The organism is Shewanella sp. NKUCC01_JLK (genome assembly GCF_019345615.1).
GTDB lineage: Bacteria > Pseudomonadota > Gammaproteobacteria > Enterobacterales > Shewanellaceae > Shewanella > Shewanella oncorhynchi.
In genome coordinates, this window is sequence record NZ_JAHKRD010000054.1 from 1 (window position 1) to 224 (window position 224).

Here is a 224-nt window from a genome sequence, read left to right on the forward strand (position 1 = left end):
TGCATGTAAATGGGGCTATAGCTCAGCTGGGAGAGCGCCTGCCTTGCACGCAGGAGGTCTGCGGTTCGATCCCGCATAGCTCCACCATTTACACCTTATTCTGACTTTATTAAAAAGTAATAAGGCATATGCACTATGGATAGAGATGCCAAAGATAAACTTAAAAATTATCTTTGGCTTTTTTAAGCCCGCTCTTTAACAATTTGGAAAGCTGATAGTATTTA

1 tRNA gene is annotated in these 224 nt (G+C 41.1%); it reads left to right on the forward strand.

From position 1 onward, the window contains the following. Positions 1 to 11 precede the first annotated feature (11 nt). A tRNA-Ala gene (locus tag KO537_RS23015) sits at positions 12 to 87 on the forward strand. Positions 88 to 224 lie beyond the last annotated feature (137 nt).